General features: G+C 74.3%; 16 protein-coding genes. 10 read left to right on the top strand and 6 right to left on the bottom strand.

Annotated features, from left to right (window positions below):
* Positions 1–102 precede the first annotated feature (102 nt).
* From ykgO to KMZ30_RS15285, 4 genes are read right to left on the bottom strand one after another with little or no spacing between them, the layout of a single operon-like run.
* On the bottom strand, positions 103–225 hold the full coding sequence (gene ykgO / locus KMZ30_RS15300; protein WP_207022169.1) for a type B 50S ribosomal protein L36: 123 nt from the start codon (positions 223–225) through the stop codon (positions 103–105).
* Complete coding sequence (gene rpmF, locus KMZ30_RS15295) at positions 222–389, bottom strand: 50S ribosomal protein L32 (protein WP_215513186.1); 168 nt, start codon at positions 387–389, stop codon at positions 222–224. The genes ykgO and rpmF overlap by 4 nt, the downstream gene beginning before the upstream one ends.
* A 37-nt stretch (positions 390–426) precedes the next feature.
* Positions 427–1,512, bottom strand: coding sequence for a CobW family GTP-binding protein (locus KMZ30_RS22415; RefSeq protein ID WP_215513187.1), 1,086 nt, complete (start codon positions 1,510–1,512; stop codon positions 427–429).
* Positions 1,509–1,763 carry a type B 50S ribosomal protein L31 gene (locus KMZ30_RS15285; protein ID WP_215513188.1) on the bottom strand — a complete coding sequence of 85 codons (255 nt, stop codon included), beginning with the start codon at positions 1,761–1,763 and terminating at the stop codon, positions 1,509–1,511. The genes KMZ30_RS22415 and KMZ30_RS15285 overlap by 4 nt, the downstream gene beginning before the upstream one ends.
* Before the next feature lie 109 nt (positions 1,764–1,872).
* Here KMZ30_RS15285 and rpmB point away from each other — a divergent pair, with 109 nt between their 5' ends.
* The 7 genes from rpmB to KMZ30_RS15250 all read left to right on the top strand — a co-directional run bounded on the left by rpmB (position 1,873) and on the right by KMZ30_RS15250 (position 6,913).
* Positions 1,873–2,094: a 50S ribosomal protein L28 gene (rpmB, locus tag KMZ30_RS15280; protein ID WP_226902657.1), complete on the top strand. Its 222-nt coding sequence runs from the start codon at positions 1,873–1,875 to the stop codon at positions 2,092–2,094.
* Positions 2,094–2,264, top strand: a complete 171-nt coding sequence (gene rpmG / locus KMZ30_RS15275; RefSeq protein ID WP_173027316.1) for a 50S ribosomal protein L33 — start codon at positions 2,094–2,096, stop codon at positions 2,262–2,264. The genes rpmB and rpmG overlap by 1 nt, the downstream gene beginning before the upstream one ends.
* Positions 2,264–2,569 (top strand): 30S ribosomal protein S14, encoded by a 306-nt coding sequence (rpsN, locus tag KMZ30_RS15270; RefSeq protein ID WP_215513189.1) that lies wholly within the window; start codon positions 2,264–2,266, stop codon positions 2,567–2,569. Before rpmG ends, rpsN begins: the two co-directional genes overlap by 1 nt.
* A 147-nt stretch (positions 2,570–2,716) precedes the next feature.
* On the top strand, positions 2,717–3,238 hold the full coding sequence (locus tag KMZ30_RS15265) for a YbhB/YbcL family Raf kinase inhibitor-like protein (protein ID WP_215513190.1): 522 nt from the start codon (positions 2,717–2,719) through the stop codon (positions 3,236–3,238).
* 99 nt (positions 3,239–3,337) lie between these two features.
* Positions 3,338–4,816, top strand: a complete 1,479-nt coding sequence (locus KMZ30_RS15260; RefSeq protein WP_215513191.1) for a gamma-aminobutyraldehyde dehydrogenase — start codon at positions 3,338–3,340, stop codon at positions 4,814–4,816.
* A gap of 58 nt (positions 4,817–4,874) precedes the next feature.
* Entirely contained in the window at positions 4,875–5,486 is a 612-nt protein-coding gene (locus KMZ30_RS15255) for a lipocalin family protein (protein ID WP_215513192.1), read from the top strand.
* Between the two features lie 50 nt (positions 5,487–5,536).
* A complete protein-coding gene (locus tag KMZ30_RS15250) occupies positions 5,537–6,913 on the top strand; it encodes an aspartate aminotransferase family protein (RefSeq protein ID WP_215513193.1) in 1,377 nt (458 codons plus the stop codon).
* Between the two features lie 81 nt (positions 6,914–6,994).
* Here the strand turns inward: KMZ30_RS15250 and KMZ30_RS15245 are convergent, their stop codons facing one another.
* On the bottom strand, positions 6,995–7,546 hold the full coding sequence (locus KMZ30_RS15245) for a hypothetical protein (protein WP_215513194.1): 552 nt from the start codon (positions 7,544–7,546) through the stop codon (positions 6,995–6,997).
* A 271-nt stretch (positions 7,547–7,817) separates the two neighbouring features.
* On the opposite strand from KMZ30_RS15245, the gene KMZ30_RS15240 reads away from it, so the two are divergent.
* The 3 genes from KMZ30_RS15240 (at position 7,818) to KMZ30_RS15230 (ending at position 13,288) form a co-directional block, all read left to right on the top strand.
* On the top strand, positions 7,818–8,513 hold the full coding sequence (locus tag KMZ30_RS15240; protein WP_215513200.1) for a response regulator transcription factor: 696 nt from the start codon (positions 7,818–7,820) through the stop codon (positions 8,511–8,513).
* Positions 8,513–9,877, top strand: a complete 1,365-nt coding sequence (locus KMZ30_RS15235) for a sensor histidine kinase (RefSeq protein WP_215513201.1) — start codon at positions 8,513–8,515, stop codon at positions 9,875–9,877. The genes KMZ30_RS15240 and KMZ30_RS15235 overlap by 1 nt, the downstream gene beginning before the upstream one ends.
* Positions 9,878–9,979: 102 nt before the next feature.
* Positions 9,980–13,288, top strand: a complete 3,309-nt coding sequence (locus KMZ30_RS15230; RefSeq protein WP_308279769.1) for a DEAD/DEAH box helicase — start codon at positions 9,980–9,982, stop codon at positions 13,286–13,288.
* A gap of 88 nt (positions 13,289–13,376) precedes the next feature.
* Here KMZ30_RS15230 and fumC read toward each other — a convergent pair whose 3' ends face one another.
* The gene (gene fumC, locus KMZ30_RS15225) at positions 13,377–14,798 is read right to left on the bottom strand and encodes a class II fumarate hydratase (protein WP_215513203.1); all 1,422 of its coding nucleotides are present in this window, start codon (positions 14,796–14,798) and stop codon (positions 13,377–13,379) included.
* Positions 14,799–15,027 lie beyond the last annotated feature (229 nt).

Genomic DNA, 15,027 nt, shown 5'->3' with positions numbered 1-15,027 from the left:
TTTCGGGGTCACCCCGAAATGTCCACGAGACCCCGGCTCGGAGCCGGGGTCTCGTGGACGAACCCCTGTGTCGGGCGGCGCGCGGGCCGCCGCCGACGGCCCTCAGCCCTGGCGCGCCTTGAAGCGCGGGTTCTGGCGGTTGATGACGTAGACCCGGCCGCGCCGACGCACGACCTGGGACCCGGGCGCGTTCTTGAGCGACCGGATGCTCGCGCGCACCTTCATCGCACCTCCACCCGCCCCTCGGCGACGGCCCGGACGAGGCGACGGGGGACGACGACCTCGCGGCCGTCGACCGTGACGGGGACGAGGTCGGGCACGGCGGCCTTCCAGTTCGCCCGGCGGTGACGGGTGTTGCTGCGCGACGTGCGGCGCTTGGGGACGGCCACGGCGGGCCTCCTTCTCTCGGGTGGGTGGTCGACCGGGTCAGGCGACCCGGCGGATGGGGCCGAGCCAGGGCTCGAGACCGTCGTCGGCGACGTCCCAGTACGGGCCGCGCGCCGCGAGCTCGGCATCGGTGAGCAGGCACTCGACGAAGACGCGGCGCAGCTCCTCGCGCGCGTCGTCTTCCCGCAGGCCCGTGACGAGCAGGCGCGTCATCGGCCGGGAGCGCCCCCACTCCCCCTGGAGGCCGACGCTCAGCTGCCCGCCCGCGCCGTCCCAGACGCCGATGGCGCCCGGCCGGCTGGCCAGCCAGAAGCACCCGCGCGAACGGAACGGGCCGCCGCCGAGGACGTCGACGCGGTCGTGGAGGCGCTGCGGGTGGAAGGGCCGGTCGGCGATGAGCTCGAGGCTCCACACGTGGCGCCCCTCGGCGGCGCGGCTCGGGCCGTCGTGGACCTCGCCGACCCACGCCTCGGTGGCGTCGTGGTCGTGCAGGCCCGGCAGCAGCTGCTCGGCCCGCAGCCCGGGCCAGTCGCGGGTCACGAGGGCGCCGGGGCGCACGAGGTGGGTGACCAGCTGGACCCCGGCATCGGGCGTCTCGCCGAAGAGGGCCACGAGGTCGGCGTACTCGACCATCCCGCCGAGCACCTCGCCCACCCCGCGCCGGTCGGTCCCGAGCGTCCCGAGGTCGCGCTCGGGGAGGATCTCGTCGCCGAGGACGTCGTCGAGGACGCGGGCACCGTCGAGGGCCGCGACGACCCCGGCGATGCGCACGCTCGGGGCGACCGCGGGGTCCCAGCCGAGGACGCGGCAGACCGAGAGCCCGTCCGCGGCCACCGGCAGGTGGGCGACGACGGCGCCCCAGCGCCCGAGGGAGCCGAGGCGCTCCAGGGTCGGCAGGACGTCCTCGCGCACGGCGCAGCTGGAGCAGGCGTGCTCGAGCGGCACGACCTCGCGCTCGAGCAGCCCGGTGAGGTCCGAGACGGTCCGCACGAGGTGCCCGGCCGCGGCGTCGAGGTCGTGCCGGACGACGACGGCGTCCGGCAGGTCGAACTGCAGGCCGATGGTCGCGGCGGCCATCGAGTCGGCGTCGAGGCCGGTGACGAGGAAGACGGGGACGCGGCTCACGACGCGCTCCCGCGCCGGCCGTAGCGACGGTTGAACCGCTCGACACGGCCCTCGCTGTCGAGGGTGCGGGCCCGTCCGGTCCAGAACGGGTGGGAGTCGGCCGAGACCTCGACGTCGATGACCGGGTAGGTCGCGCCGTCGAGCTCGACCGTCGCCTCGGGCACGCGGGTCGAGCGGGTGAGGAACATCGCGCCGGTCGAGCGGTCGCGGAAGACGACCTGCTCGTAGCGCGGGTGGATGCCGGGACGCACGCGCCCCTCCTTCCGGGTCGGGAATAGTTTGATAACGGTTCTCATTATATGTCAAGGTGGCCGCGCCACCGCAACCACCCAGGAGGTCCCACCCGTGTCCCGCACGTGCATGGTCACCGGAGCCACCCCCGGCTTCGGCCACCGCATCTCGCACTCGCACCGCCGCACCAAGCGCCGGTTCGACGTCAACGTCCAGCACAAGCGCTACTGGGTGCCGAGCCTGGGCCGGTTCGTGCGGCTCACGGTGTCCGCCCGGGGCATCAAGACCATCGACGCCCGCGGCATCGACGCGGTCGTCACCGACCTGCTCCGGAAGGGAGTGAAGCTCTGATGGCGAAGAAGTCCGCCGACGTCCGCCCGAAGGTGATCCTGCGCTCGAGCGCGGGGACGGGCACGAGCTACGTCACCGAGAAGAACCGGCGCAACGACCCCGAGCGGCTCGTCCTGCGCAAGTACGACCCGAAGGTCCGCCGGCACGTCGAGTTCCGCGAGTCGCGCTGATGGCCAAGCGGAGCCTGCGCGTCGCCGACGAGCGACGGCGCGCGGTCGTCGCCCGGTTCGCGGAGCGACGGGCCGCCCTCAAGCGGGCGGCCAGCGACCCGCGCGCGAGCAAGGAGGAGCGCGCTGCGGCCCGGCTCGGGCTGCAGCGCCTCCCCCGCGACGCCTCCCCGACCCGTCTCGTGAGCCGGGACGTCGTCGACGGCCGGCCGCGGGCGGTGTACCGCCGGTTCGGGCTCTCGCGGGTCCGGCTGCGCGAGATGGCCCACCGTGGCGAGCTGCCGGGGGTCACCAAGAGCTCCTGGTGACCCCCGCCCCCTTCCCGACTCATTGCGAGTTCGGCCGCTCGACACACCGTCCCCAGGCGTGCCTGGCGGTCGAACTCGCAATAAGTGGGGGCACCGCGGGGTTGGCCACAGGGACCGCACCCCCCCGACGTCGCAGGAGATGACCGCATGAGCCTCGAGCGCCCCACCGCCCCGAACCCGTACGAGATGCTGCCCGCCGTCCCGTCCTTCACGGTGACCAGCGAGGACGTGACCGACGGCGCGCCCCTCAAGGACGACCAGGTCGCCGACCAGGGCAACACCTCACCGCAGGTCTCCTGGAGCGGCGCCCCCGAGGGCACGCAGAGCTACGTCGTCACCGTCTTCGACCCGGACGCCCCCACCCCGTCGGGCTTCTGGCACTGGGTGCTCGTCGACGTGCCCGCCGACGTCACGTCGCTGCCGGCCGGCGCCGCGGCGGGCGAGCTGCCCGGCAAGGCCTTCCACGTCCGCAACGACGGCGGCGAGCACGGCTTCACGGGCGCCGCCCCGCCCGAGGGCGACGTGCCGCACCGCTACTACCTCGTCGTCCACGCCGTCTCCGAGCCCACGCTCGGGGTCGACGCCGACGCCTCGCCGGCCGTCGTCTCGTTCAACCTCGCCTTCAAGACCCTCGGCCGAGCAGTCATCCACGGGACCTACCAGCACTGATGCGACCAGCCGTCGCGCCCCACCGCGACGGAATCCGTCGTCTCATCGCGCCCCCGCTGCCCTTTCCGGCAGCGGGGGCGCACCCGTATGCTCGCCGGCATGCACCAGTACATCGCCGGTGAGCGGCGGACCGGCAGCACGGGCGAGCGCTTCGACGTCCTCGACCCCGGCACGGACGAGGTGGTCGAGTCCGTCGTCCTCGCCGGCACCGACGACGTCGACGCCGCCGTCGACGCCGCCACCGCCGCGTACGCCGACTGGTCGCGCGCGACCCCGGCCGAGCGCTCCGCCGTCCTGCTCAAGGCCGCGGCCATCCTCGATGAGCGCGCGGAGGAGCTCGCACAGCTCGAGTCGCGCCAGGCCGGCAAGCCGATCCGCCTCGCGCGCGAGTTCGACGTGCCGGGCACCGTCGACAACACCGCGTTCTTCGGCGCTGCCGCCCGCCGCCTCGACGGCATGGCCACCGGCGAGTACTCCGCCGACCACACGAGCACGATCCGCCGGGAGCCGATCGGCGTCGTCGGCTCGATCGCCCCGTGGAACTACCCCCTTCAGATGGCCGCCTGGAAGGTGCTGCCGGCCATCGCCGCGGGCAACACGATCGTCCTCAAGCCGGCCGAGATCACGCCGCTGACCTCGCTCCCCTTCGCCGAGGCCTTCACGGAGGCCGGCGCGCCCCCCGGGGTCGTCAACGTCGTCACCGGCACCGGGCCGGTCGCCGGCGAGCACCTCGTCGCCCACCCCGGCGTCGCGATGACGTCGTTCACCGGCTCGACCGCCGTCGGCCGCCGGGTCATGGGCACGGCCGCGGCCACCGGCAAGCGCGTCCACCTCGAGCTCGGGGGCAAGGCGCCGTTCGTCGTGTTCGACGACGCCGACCTCGAGGCCGCGGTCCACGGCGCCGTCGCCGGCAACCTCATCAACGCCGGGCAGGACTGCACCGCTGCGGCGCGGGCCATCGTCCACCGCTCCGTGTACGACGAGTTCGTCCGGGGCGTCGCCGACCTCTACGGCTCCGTGCGGATGGGCCCGACGGCGGACCCGGCCACCGACCTCGGCCCGCTGTCCTCGCGCGCGCACCTCGACAAGGTCGCCGGGATGGTCGAGCGCGCCCGCGGGTACGCCCGCGTCGTCCGCGGCGGCGCGACCCCCGGCGGCGACCTCGCCCGGGGCTGCTACTACGCGCCGACCGTCGTCGCCGACGTGCCGCTGGACTCGGAGATCTGGCGCGACGAGGTCTTCGGCCCGGTGCTCGTCGTCGTCCCGTTCGACGACGACGACGAGGCCATCCGCCTGGCGAACGACACCGAGTTCGGGCTGGCCGCCTCGGCCTGGACCCGCGACACCTACCGCGCCGGCCGCGCGACCCGCGAGATCGCCGCCGGCTGCGTGTGGGTCAACGACCACATCCCGATCATCAGCGAGATGCCGCACGGCGGGTACAAGTCCTCGGGCTTCGGCAAGGACATGTCGGCGTACTCGTTCGACGAGTACACGAACGTCAAGCACGTCATGCACGACATCACCGGCGAGGCGCACAAGCCGTGGCACCGCACGATCTTCACGCTGCCGGGCTGACGTGGCGCCGTCCGCTCCGGGCGGGCGCGCGCCGGGTCTCCTCGCCTACCGTGAGGGGATGAGCGAGCTGCTGCCCGGCGATCCCCTGCGTACCGCCGCGAACATCGTCAGCGGTGCGGTCGACCGCGTCGTCGACCTCGTCCGCGGCGACGACCGTCCGCCGCCGCCCACGGCCGGGTCCGTCGACCTCGCCCGGTACGCCGGCCGCTGGTACGAGCTCGCCCGCCTGCCGATGACCTTCCAGGACGACGCGACGGTGAGCATCGCCGAGTACACGCTGCACGTCGACGGCTCGGTCGGCGTGCACAACGAGAGCCACCGCGGCGACGAGCTCGAGCACTCCATCGACGGCTCGGCCACCCCGGCGGAGGGCGCCGAGGAGAGCAAGGACCGGCTGCGGGTGCGCTTCGGCGGACTCGTCCGCTTCGTCCCGGTGTCGTCCGAGGGCAACTACTGGGTGATGCGCCTGGCCGACGACTACTCCACCGCGCTCGTCGGCACGCCCGACCGTTCCGCCCTCTGGATGCTCGCCCGCGACGAGCACGCCTGGGGCACACCGGCGGTCGAGGCACACCTGGCCTGGGCGGAGGAGCAGGGCTTCTACCTCGACCCGCTGCTCGTCGCCGACTGGACCACCCGCACGACACGTCCGTACCGCCCCACCGCCTGACGCACCGACCCCGACCAGTTCGCCTCAGCCCGACCCCGAAAGGCCGCCCGATGACCGAGTTCGCCTCCCCCGACGTCCAGCCCGACAGCGAGAAGGGCGCCCAGGTCGCGCGCGACGACCGCGCCCACGTCTTCCACTCGTGGTCCGCGCAGGCCCAGATCGCGCCGCTGCCGATCGCCGGCGCGTCGGGCTCGTACTTCTGGGACTTCGAGGGCAAGCGCTACCTCGACTTCTCGAGCCAGCTCGTCAACGTCAACATCGGCTACCAGCACCCGAAGCTCGTCGCCGCCATCCAGGAGGCCGCGGCCCGGCAGTGCACCATCGCGCCGAGCTTCGCCGACGAGTCGCGCTCCGAGGCCGCGCGGATGATCGCCGAGCGCGCCCCCGAGGGCCTCGACAAGGTCTTCTTCACCAACGGCGGCGCGGAGGCCACCGAGAACGCGATGCGGATGGCGCGCATCCACACCGGCCGCCACAAGATCCTCACGACGTACCGCAGCTACCACGGCGCGACGAGCGGCTCGATCCTCGCGACCGGCGAGCCGCGCCGCTGGGGGTCCGAGCCCGGCGCACCGGGGTTCGTGCACTTCTGGGGCCCGTACCCCTTCCGGTCGGCGTTCCACTCCACCTCGCCGGAGCAGGAGTGTGAGCGCGCGCTGCAGCACCTGCGCGACACGGTCATGGTCGAGGGTCCGCAGACGATCGCGGCGATCATGCTCGAGACCGTCGTCGGTACCAACGGGATCCTCGTGCCGCCGGACGGCTACCTCGCCGGCGTCCGCGAGCTGTGCGACGAGTTCGGCATCCTCTGGATCGCCGACGAGGTGATGGCCGGCTTCGGGCGCTGCGGCGAGTGGTTCGCCGTCGACCACTGGGACCTCGCGCCCGACCTCATCTGCTTCGCGAAGGGAGTGAACAGCGGCTACGTGCCGCTCGGCGGCGTCGTCATGTCGAGCAAGGTCGCGGCCACGTTCGACGACCGCCCCTACCCCGGCGGCCTCACCTACTCCGGCCACCCGCTGGCCTGCGCCTCGGCCGTCGCGTCGATGCGGATCTTCGAGGAGGAGGGCATCCTCGAGCACGTCCGGAAGATGGCCGACACCGTCATCGGGCCGCGCCTGGAGGAGATCCGCGCCGCGCACCCCTCGGTCGGTGAGGTTCGCGGCCTCGGGATGTTCTGGGCGCTCGACCTCGTCAAGGACGCGACGACGAACGAGGCGCTCGTGCCCTACAACGCCTCGGGCGAGGCCGCGAAGCCGATGGGCGAGCTGATGGCCGCGTGCAAGGCCGAGGGCCTGTGGCCGATGACCCACTTCAACCGGCTGCACGTCGTGCCGCCGTGCACGACGACCGCCGAGGAGCTGACCGAGGGCCTCGACATCCTCGACCGTGCCCTCGCCGTCACGGACGCGCACGTCACGGCCTGACCCCGAGGCACCGCAGCGCGGGCTACACCGCAGTACGTGTCGCTGGAGCGTCACGTACTGCGGTGTAGCCCGCGTCGTGCGTCAGGAGGCGGTGGGCGCCGGGGTGGGGGAGGTGGCCGGCACGCGGTTGGCCGGCTTCTGGGGCAGCTCGACGCCGCACTTCTCCGCGGCCGCCTCGAGGTCGGCGCGCACCTCGCGGCGCTGGTCCTTGGTCATCGGCCCCCAGGGGCGGGTGACCTTCGCGTCGTCGAGGCACTGCTTCTGGGTGTCGCTCAGGCTGCCCCAGAAGGCGCGCGCCTTGGGGAAGGGCAGCTCGACGCCGCACGTCTGAGCGGCCGCGGTCACCTGCTCGCGCAGCGCGGCCTTCTCGGCGTCGTCGAGCGGGCCGACCGGTCGGGTGACCTTCGCGTCCTCGAGGCACTGGCGCTGGGTGTCGCTCAGCTTCTTCCACCAGGCGCGGCCGGGGTGGATGCGAGCCTGCGGGGCGGCGTCGTCGGCGTTCGCGGCGCTCACGGCATCGACGGCGGCCACGGGCGCGGGGGCGGCGGTGGCGGCGGTCGTCGCGACGACGCCGGTCGCGACGGCGGCGCCGCCGACGGCGAGCGCGACGAGGGAGGTGCGGAGGGCGGGCATCGGGGGCTCCTTGCGGGGTGGGTCCTGGGCTGACGGTGACGACGATGCGCGCCGACCCTCGCGGCCACCGCAGGCCGACCTCGCGACTTCCTGAAGACCGAGGTCGGGAGGACCGCACTGATTGCGAGTTCCGCCGCTCGACCCGCCGTGGCGCGGCGTGTCGAGCGGCGGAACTCGCAAGAAGTCGGGGAGGGGGCGAGGGACGAGCGTCTTCAGGAAGTCCCGAGGTTTCCTCCAGACGGGCGCGACCCCGCCGTGGGACGGTGGCCCCGTGGCCGACCCCACCCCCGCCCCGCGCGTCCTCGTCGTCGACGACGAGGAGAACATCGCCTACCTCGTCACGTCAGCACTGCGCCTCGCCGGGATGGACGTGACCGCCGCGGCGAGCGGCGAGGAGGCCCTGGCCGCCGCCGCGCGCACCGACCCCGACGTCGTCGTCCTCGACGTGATGCTCCCCGACCTCGACGGGTTCGAGGTGCTGCGGCGGCTGCGCGCGACGGGCAGCACGACCCCCGTCCTCTTCCTCACCGCCCGCAGCGACACCGCCGACCGGGTGCGCGGCCTGACGAGCGGCGGCGACGACTACGTGACCAAGCCCTTCGCCCTCGAGGAGCTCGTGGCCCGCGTGCACGTCGCGCTGCGCCGCGCCGGCACCGCGGCCGCCCCGAGCGCCCGCCACCGGGTCCACGACCTCGTGCTCGACGAGGACCAGCACCGGGTGTGGCGTGGTGACACCGAGGTCCACCTCACGGCGACCGAGTTCAGCCTGCTGCGGCTCCTGCTCGTCAACGCCGGCCGGGTCGTCACCCGAGCGCAGATCCTCGACCACGTGTGGCAGTACGACTTCGCGGGTGAGAGCGCCATCATCGAGTCGTTCGTCTCGACGCTGCGCAAGAAGGTCGACACCGTCGAGCCCAAGCTCCTCCACACCGTCCGCGGGGTCGGCTACAGCGTCCGGGAGCCCTGATGACGCTGCGCCGCCGGCTGCTCGTCGCCGCGGCCGTGCTGGCGGTCGTCGCGGCCGTCGCCGGCAGCGCGGTCGTCGTCGTGCAGCGCGCCTTCCTCCTCGGGCGGCTCGACGCCGAGATCGCGGCCCTCGCCCAGAATCCCCGCGCCGTCCTCCTCGCGTCGCAGCGCGCCGAGGGGGCCGTCGCGACCGCGGCCCTCAGCGACGTCTACGTCGGCCGGATGACCGCCGACGGCCGACTCACGACCGTGCTCGCGCCCCAGGACGACCCCGACCTCGTCCCCGCGCTCGGCCCCGGCGAGCAGGTGCCCACGCCCGAGGGTCGCGCGACGGAGGCCGGCACCGCCCAGCGCGTGCGCGTGGTGACGGTGACGCTGCCCAACGGCCGCGCGCAGGCCGTCATCGCCGTGCCGACCACGCCGGCCGACGTCGCGACGCGCCGCCTCGCCGTGACGCTCGGGCTGACCGGCCTCGTCGCGGCGGTGCTCGTCGGGCTGCTGCTGTGGTGGGTCGACCGGCTCGGGCTGCGGCCCATCGCCGCGATGACCGAGGCCGCCGGCGCCATCACCGCCGGCGACACCGCCCGCCGCGTCCCCCCGGGACCGCCCGGCACCGAGGCCGCCCGGCTCGGCGAGGCGCTCAACACGATGATCGACACGACGACGGCCACCAACGAGCGGATGCGCCGCTTCGTCGCCGACGCCTCGCACGAGCTGCGCACTCCGCTGACGACCGTCGGGGGCTACGCCGCGCTGCACGCCGCCCGCCCGCCCGGCCCGCTCGACACGGCGGGCCGCGCCGAGGTCGACGACGCGATGCGGCGCATCGGCGACGAGGCCGGCCGGATGCGCCGGCTCGTCGACGGCCTGCTCGACCTCACCGGGCTCGAGTCGCCGGACGCGCTCCGCCGCGAGCCGGTCGACCTCGCGGCCGTGCTGCGCGACGTCGCCTCGGACCTGCGGGTCGTCGCGCCGGACCGCGTCGTCACCCTCGAGGCACCCGACCGGCTCGTCGTCGCCGCGGACCGCGACCGCGTCACCCAGGCCGTGGTCGGGCTGACGTCGAACGCCGTCCGGCACACGCCCGCGGGCACCCCGGTCGCGCTGCGGCTGCACGCCGTGCCGGGGTGGGTGCGCATCGAGGTCTCGGACGCGGGGCCCGGCATCCCCGTCGAGCACCTGCCGCACCTGCTCGAGCGGTTCTACCGGGTCGACCGCTCCCGCAGCTCCGGCAGCGGGGGGTCCGGGCTCGGGCTCGCCGTCGTCGACGCCGTGGCGCGCGCGCACGGCGGCACTGTGTCGGTCGCGTCGACGCCGGGGGTGGGCACGACGTTCGTCCTGGACCTCCCCGACCGACCGGCCTGACCCTGTGGACGGAGTCGGCGGATGTCGGTCCGCCGACGTACGGTGGGGTGTTCGGGTCCGTCGCGCCAGGGGACGGACCGTTCCCGTGGGAGGAGGGTGCCCGTGGCCCGGGTCGTCACCGCCGGACGGCTCGCCGAGCTGACCAACCGCGAGCTCGGCGACGTCTGCGGCACCGTCACCGTCGCGCGCGGGCTCGCGTACGCGCGCGAGGGCCGCGTCGTCGACGTCCACGTGTCCTCCGACGGCGCCCACGCCACCGGATGGGTCGGTGGCAGCCGGGGCGAGACGTACACGACCGAGGTCGCGCTGCGGCCCAGCGAGTCGGTGGGCACCCGTTCGGTGCGCCGCTGGCACAGCGAGTGCTCGTGCCCGGTCGCCAGCGACTGCAAGCACGCCGTCGCGGTCGCCGCCCGCGTCCGCGAGCTCGACCCCACCCCCGCCGCCCCCGGCGACGAGCCCCGGCCGGCGTGGGAGCGCGCCCTCGGCGGCGTCCTCACCGACGACGTCCCCCGCCACGTCACCCCCGTCGGCCTGCTCATCGAGGACGCCGCGGCGCGCGGCGGACGGGCCCGGGTCGCCGACGACACGGGACGCGCCCAGCTGCGGCTGCGCCCGGTCGTCCCGGGCGTGCGCGGCGCCTGGATCCGCACCGGAGTCTCCTGGGAGAGCTTCGCTGGCGGCTACTACGGCTACGGGCGGGTCACCTACTCCGACGACCACGTCGACGCGCTCACCGCCATCGCCGACGCGCACCGCCGGTCGGTCCGGGCCTTCGGCTACGGCCGGATGCCCGACGCCATCCTCCTCGACCACCTCGGCAGCGGCTGGGTGTCGCTGCTGCGCTCGGCCGACCGCGCCGGCGTCCGGCTGCTCACCGACCTCACCGGCGAGGGGCACGTCGCCTTCGCCTCCGACCCCGCCGAGCTCGTCGTCGACATCGAGCGCACCGCCGACGGCGCCACGCTGCACCCGCGCCTCGACCTGCCCGTCGAGCCCGGCACCGACACGCACCTCGTCGGCTCGCCGGCCACCGGCTTCTGGCTGCGTGACGACGGCACCCTCGTCCTCGGCGCGCTGACCGAGCCGCTCGACGGCTCCCGCCAGCGCCTGCTCGACCTCGGCGTCGTCGACGTCCCCGAGGCCGACTGGGCCCGCTTCACCGTCACGCACCTCCCGGCGCTGCGGCGCAAGGCCCGGGTCCGCAGCCTCTCCGACGAGCTCGACCTGCCGGACGCCGTGCCGCCGCGCCTCGCCCTCGACGTCACCGTCGAGCCCGGGCACCGCACCCACCTGCGCTGGGGCTACCGCTACGGCGGCCCGACCGGCGTCCACGTGCCGCTCGGCTCCGACGAGCCGGACCCGATGCGCGACCACGGCGCCGAGCGCCGGCTCGTCGACGAGCTGCGCGCCGTCCCGGAGGTCGCCGACCTCGACGTCCTCTGGCAGGTCGTCGCGCAGCACCCGCGCCTCGTGCCCGAGCTGCGCCTGCACGCCTTCACGACCATCGCCTTCAGCCGTCTGCTGCCGGTGCTCGAGGAGCTGCCGTTCCTCGACGTCGAGGTGCACGGCGAGGTCGCCGAGTACACCGAGGTCGACGAGGCGCCGCTCATCCAGGTGTCGACGAGCGACGGCCCGGGCGGCGGCGGCGGTGGCGCCTCCACGGACTGGTTCGACCTCGACATCTCGGTGACGGTCGCCGGCGAGGACGTCCCGCTCGCGCCGCTCATCGAGGCGATCGCCCGCGGCCACGAGCACCTCATCCTCGACTCCGGCACGTGGTTCTCGCTCGCCCGCCCCGAGCTCGAGACGCTGCGCCGGCTCGTCGACGAGGCACGCTCGTTGCAGGACAAGCCGACCGACCCGCTGCGCATCTCGGCGGTGCACGTCGGCCTGTGGGAGGAGCTCGCGGCGCTCGGGGTCGTCGACGAGCAGAGCGAGCGCTGGCGGCGCACCGTCGGCCGGCTCGTCGACGGCGAGGGCGTCGAGCCGGCCGAGGTGCCGGCGGCCCTCCAGGCGACGCTGCGCCCGTACCAGGTCGACGGCTTCCGCTGGCTGTCGCTCCTGTGGGACTGCGGCCTCGGCGGCGTCCTCGCCGACGACATGGGCCTCGGCAAGACGATGCAGATGCTCGCGCTCGTCCTGCGGGCCCACGAGCGCGGCGAGCTCGAGCACCCCGTGCTCGTCGTCGCGCCGACGTCGGTGCTCTCGACGTGGGCGGGCGAGGCCGCGCGCTTCGCGCCGTCGTTGCGCACCGTCGTCGTCGACCGCACCCGCGGCAAGGACGGGCGCTCGCTCGCGGCGGCCGTCGGGGACGCGCAGGTCGTCATCACCTCGTACACCGTCGCGCGCATCGACGGTGAGTCGTGGCGCTCGCGCGAGTGGTCGGCGGTCGTCCTCGACGAGGCGCAGTTCGTCAAGAACCACCAGGCCAAGACCTACCAGGCGGTGCGGCGGCTCAGCGCGCGGGCGAAGTTCGCCATCACCGGCACCCCGCTCGAGAACTCGCTGATGGACCTGTGGTCCCTGCTGTCGATCGTCGCGCCGGGGCTGCACCCGCGGCCGGGGGCGTTCAAGGAGCAGTGGGCCACCCCCATCGAGCGTGACGGCGACACCGAGCGCCTCGCCCTGCTGCGCCGCCGCGTGCGCCCGCTCATGCTGCGGCGCACCAAGGAGGCCGTGGCCCGCGAGCTGCCGCCCAAGCAGGAGCAGGTCCTCACCGTCGACCTCCACCCCCGCCACCGCGCCGTCTACGACCGGCACCTCCAGCGCGAGCGCCAGCGGCTGCTCGGCCTCATCGACGACCTCGACGGCAATCGGATGGCGGTGCTGCGGGCGCTCACCGCGCTGCGGCAGATGTCCCTCGACCCCTCGCTCGTCGACGAGGAGTACGCCGGCCTCGCCGAGTCCGCCAAGGTCGACACCCTCGTCGAGCACGTCACCGAGCTCGCCGGCGAAGGTCACCGGGCGCTGGTGTTCTCGCAGTTCACCGGCTTCCTCGCGATCGTCCGGCGCCGGCTGGAGGCCGAGGGCATCGCCTACGAGTACCTCGACGGCCGCACCCGCGACCGCGCCGACCGGATCGCCGCCTTCCGCGACGGCGACGCCCCGGTGTTCCTCATCTCGCTCAAGGCCGGCGGGTTCGGCCTGACGCTCACCGAGGCCGACTACGTCTTCGTCCTCGACCCGTGGTGGAACCCGGCCGCCGAGGCGCAGGCCATCGACCGCGCCCACCGCATCGGGCAGACCCGGCCGGTCAACGTCTACCGGCTCGTCTCGCGCGGCACCGTCGAGGAGAAGGTCGTCGCGCTCCAGGAGCGCAAGCGCGACCTCTTCACGCGGGTCGTCGACGAGGGCGCCGCGATGAGCCGGGCCCTCACCGCCGACGACCTGCGCGGCCTCCTCTCCGGCTGAACCCACCTCTCCACGAACGTGTGTGAAGAACGTCGGCATACCGACGTTCTTCACACACGTTCGCGGTGAGAGAGAGGGAGATGCGGGGTCAGTCGGGGCGGGTCATCGCGGCGGGGTCGACCCACCGGTCGTAGTCCTCGTCGGTGACGTGCCCGGAGGCGAGCGCCGCCTCGCGCAGCGTCGAGCCGTCGCGGTGCGCCTGCTTGGCGATGGCCGCCGCGGCGTCGTAGCCGATGTGCGGCGCGAGCGCGGTGACGAGCATGAGGTCGGCGTCGAGGTGCTCGGCGATGCGCTCGCGGTCGGCCTCGAGGCCCTCGACGCAGTGCTCGCGGAAGGAGCGGCAGGCGTCCGCGGCGAGCCGCACCGACTCGAGCACGGCGTGCGCCATGACCGGCGTGAAGACGTTGAGCTGGAAGTTGCCCTGCGTGCCGGCGAACCCGACCGTCGCGTCGTTGCCGAACACCCGCGTGACGACCATCGTCATCGCCTCGGACTGGGTGGGGTTGACCTTGCCCGGCATGATCGAGGACCCCGGCTCGTTCTCGGGGATGCGCAGCTCGCCGATGCCGGTGCGCGGCCCCGACGCCAGCCAGCGGACGTCGTTGGCCAGCTTCATGAGCCCGCCCGCGAGCGTCCGCAGCGACGACGAGACCGCGACGAGCGCGTCGTGCGCGGCGAGCTGGACGAAGAGGTTGTCGGCCTGCCGGAACGCGAGCCCGGTCTCGGCCTCGAGGTGACGGGCGACGGTGGGGCCGAACGCGGCCGGGGCGTTGAGCCCGGTGCCGACCGCGGTGCCGCCGATGGCCAGCGCCAGGACGCGCTCGCCGGCGTACCGGACGTCGGCCTGCGCCTCGCGCAGCTGCCCGGCCCACGCGCCGATCTCCTGGCCGAGCGTGACCGGCGTCGCGTCCTGGAGGTGCGTGCGCCCGACCTTGACGACGTCGCCGAGCTCCGCGGCCTTGCCGTCGAGGGCCGCGCAGAGGGCGTCGACCGCCGGGTGCAGCCGCTCGGCCAGCTCGAGGGCGACGGCGACGTGGACCGCCGTCGGGAAGGTGTCGTTGCTCGACTGGCTGCGGTTGACGTGGTCGTTCGGGTGGACGGGGTCCTTGGAGCCGAGCTCGCCGCCGAGCAGCTCGACCGCCCGGTTGGCGACGACCTCGTTGGCGTTCATGTTCGACTGCGTGCCCGAGCCGGTCTGGAAGACGACGAGCGGGAAGTGGTCGTCGAGCTCGCCGCGCGCGACCTCGTCCGCGGCCCGCACCACCGCATCCGCGACCTCCTGCGGCAGCAGCCCGAGCTCGGCGTTGGCGAGGGCCGCGGCCTTCTTGAGCAGCCCGAGCCCGCGGACGACGGGGCGCCCCCAGACGAAGGTGTCGCGGCCGATGTCGAAGTGCTCGAGGCTGCGCTGGGTCTGCGCCCCCCAGTAGCGGTCGGCCGGCACCTCGACCGGCCCCATCGTGTCGCGCTCGGTGCGGGTGGACCCGTCGACGGCCTCGGGCTGCGTGCTCATCCCTCCACGGTAGGCGCGGCCCACGCCACGTCAGCGCGCGCGTGTCACACGGTGTGACACGCCGACGCCCCGACCGTGCAGCAATCGACGAAAGCGACGATCGATGCACACCCGACCCCGGACCGACCGTGCGGCAATCGACGAAAGCGACGATCGATGCACGCGGGGAGCGGCAGGTGACGGTCCGGACACGGGTCCGCCGACAGACTCCCGTGCCGAGCCGCGCTCT

The sequence above is a fragment of the Phycicoccus mangrovi genome (assembly GCF_018729305.1).
Lineage (GTDB): Bacteria > Actinomycetota > Actinomycetes > Actinomycetales > Dermatophilaceae > Phycicoccus > Phycicoccus jejuensis.
Note: the sequence above shows the minus strand (reverse complement) of the source record. Positions and strands in the feature narration are given on the sequence as shown.